Origin of the sequence: uncultured Romboutsia sp., from assembly GCF_958366745.1 — a bacterium.
Taxonomy (GTDB): domain Bacteria; phylum Bacillota; class Clostridia; order Peptostreptococcales; family Peptostreptococcaceae; genus Romboutsia; species Romboutsia timonensis.
In genome coordinates, this window is sequence record NZ_CATXCO010000261.1 from 1 (window position 1) to 2952 (window position 2952).

The window sequence follows — 2952 nt, forward strand, 5'->3', positions numbered from 1 at the left end:
TCTGCATTTACCATTTCCGGCTCAAACCATATCCCAAACTTCATTCCCATACTTTTAACTTCTTTTATAAGCTCTTCAAGACCTTTCGGGAATTTACCTTCATTTACATACCAATCACCTAAACCATCTTTTGTACTGTGTCTTTCACCAAACCATCCATCATCAACAACAAACAATTCTGTTCCTATTTCTTTTGCCAATTTTGCAAGATTTATTTGTTCTTTTGCATTTACTTTAAACTCCATAGCCTCCCAAGAGTTATAAAGTACAGGTCTTATTTCTTTATTTTTTAATATGTATTTGTTAGCATAGTCATGCATATTATGACTCATTGATTCTAAACCTTTATCAGTATATCCTATAACCATATGAGGAGTTTCTATACTTTGGCCATTTTCTAAATATATTAAAAAGTCAAAGTCATTTATACCCATTTGAACTAAAGTTTCTCCATATGGAGTTTGTTCAACTACCCCTTTAAAGTTTCCAGTTAACTTTAATGCTCCAAAGTAAACTTCACCAGTAGTTTCAGTTTCATCTTTATCTAATATAAAGTATGGATTGTGATTATGCCCTGATATACCTTTTCTATTTTCAAAATATATTTTTCCATAACTTACTTTTTGAGTAAACATTTGTTGTTCTGCACCCCAGTAACCATGAGTATTTCTAAATGTTAAATTCTCATGTGGGATATGCATTTGTCCACTTGCTATATTTTCTATAGCTAAATCTTTTTCTTCATTATTTTTTACTACAGTGTATCTTTCTATTAAGTCAACATCTTCTAATACTATATAGTGTAAATCTATTTCTATATTATAATGAGCATCTTTTAAGTTTATAACAAGTTCATTTTCATTTATACAGTATCCTACATACTTATAAACTATATCCCTTGTTTTATCTTCAAAGCTAACCTTTAAACAATTTTCTTTGTATCTAAGACCTCCATATACTGGATATTCTTCCTTTGTTATTTCATATACTGGATCGTTAGTTGATACTTCAGTTAATACTGGTATATCAAAATCTTCTGGACTATTTATTTTATTTCCCCAATATAAATGTCTAACTAATCCTTGATTATCTATACAAAATGCATATTCAGTATTTTCTGTTGTTAAAGAAAATAGTTTTCTCTCATCGTTTATATATATTCCCATAATATCCTCCATTTTACCCTTCTATGCTTTAACTATTTTAGATTCATATGCTTTTAATATTTCATTTCTAAATTTCTTTTCATCTGAAGTATGATTCATAACAAAATAATAATCTTCATTATTTAAACTTCTTCTTACTACTTCAACACCTTCTTCAGATTCTATTGCATCTAAATTTGACTCATTTATTATTTTATTAGTTATAGCATCCATTATAGTATTGTCTGCTCCACTTCCTATATAATAAACTTTTCCACCTTCATATTCATTTAAAGTTACTGCTGCTAAATCTTCAAAGAATTCATCTTCATATTTAAATAAAGTTTTAGCTGTAGTAGTCTTTAACATATCTCTAAATACTGTAGCTGTTCCATTTATACCTTCAAATTCTTCATTTCCTATAAGTAATGCTACTTGATCATCTTGGAATGATTCAACTTCTTCAACATATCCACCAACTAAATCTGTATAGTAAGTTGGATTAAACTGTCCTAATGTTAAATTGTTATAATAATCTTTAACTGCAGTTCTATAAGTAAATACTACTGTACCACCACCTGATACAAATTTTCTTACCTTATCTTGAACTTCTTTTTTATGTACTATCATAACAGGTAATAAAAGGACTTTATATTTATCAAAATCAGAATCACTTGGTATAACATCCATATTTATATTTTTCTTATAAAATGGTCTGTATAATCTATATACTTCTTGCTTATAGTCCATTAAGAAACTTTGCCTTTGTATTCTAAAACTTGCCATAGATTCATAATCATAAACTACTGCTACATCTGATTTAACTTCGCTCTGAGTTAAAGCTTCATTATCCTTCATTTCTTTAAAGAAACTCTGAACTTCATAGAACTTTCTTCTTTTTACATTATCCTGGTCTATTATACCGTAGCAGTATTGTTCTGCACCCTTAGTTGCTCCTCTGTATCTAAAATACATAAGAGAACTACATCCATGAGCTATTCCTTGATATGACCACATTTTAGCTTGTCTTGGTCTTGGTAAATATCCTATAACATCGTGTCCTTGAGCTCCCATTATAGCTTCTGTTATCCAGAAGTTTTGACCCTTTATTCCTCTCATATAATCAAGGCCACAAGCTATTTCCCATGCAGGAATTGGTTCTTTTTGACCACCCCATACTGGATAGTTGTTGTATGCAACTACGTCCATATGCTTTCCTACTTTAGAAAAGTCATAGCTCTTATCAAAATATCCTCCAGAGAAATCATGTATAATTACAGAATCTTTACCTAATATTTCTTTTAATAAATCAACTTGGAATTTCGCATACTTTTCTATACTTTCACTTCTAAATCTTTCATGTTCCATACGAAGTGATGGATTATGAGTTGTTATTGTTGGCTTTGGAAGTGGTATTTCTTCAAAAGTATTGTACGTTTGAGACCAAAATATTGTTCCCCAAGTTTCATTTAATTTATTTATATCATTATCATACTTTTCTTTTAAGTATTCATTGAATTCTTTTTTACATAAATCACAATAACACAAATCGCTACCTTCATGACCAAATTCATTATCTATTTGCCATGCAACTATACTTTCTTCATTTTTATAATGATTAGCTAACTCTCTTATTATTATTTCTGAGTATTTATGATAAGTTTTACTATTAAAACAATATTGTCTTCTTCCTCCAAATACTCTTTTATTATTAAATTCATCTTCACTTAAAACTTCCGGATACTTATTAGCTAACCAAGCTGGCATAGTAGCAGTTGGTGTACCAAATATAACCTTAAGCCCTTTT

2 protein-coding genes are annotated in these 2952 nt (G+C 29.3%); both read right to left on the reverse strand.

Annotated features, from left to right (window positions below):
• A partial coding sequence (locus Q5F54_RS12385; RefSeq protein WP_302334524.1) for a glycoside hydrolase family 36 N-terminal domain-containing protein occupies nt 1-1166 on the reverse strand: 1166 nt, incomplete at its 3' end.
• A 21-nt stretch (nt 1167-1187) separates the two neighbouring features.
• Nucleotides 1188-2952 (reverse strand): beta-galactosidase (locus Q5F54_RS12390; protein WP_302334525.1); only part of this gene is annotated, 1765 nt, incomplete at its 5' end.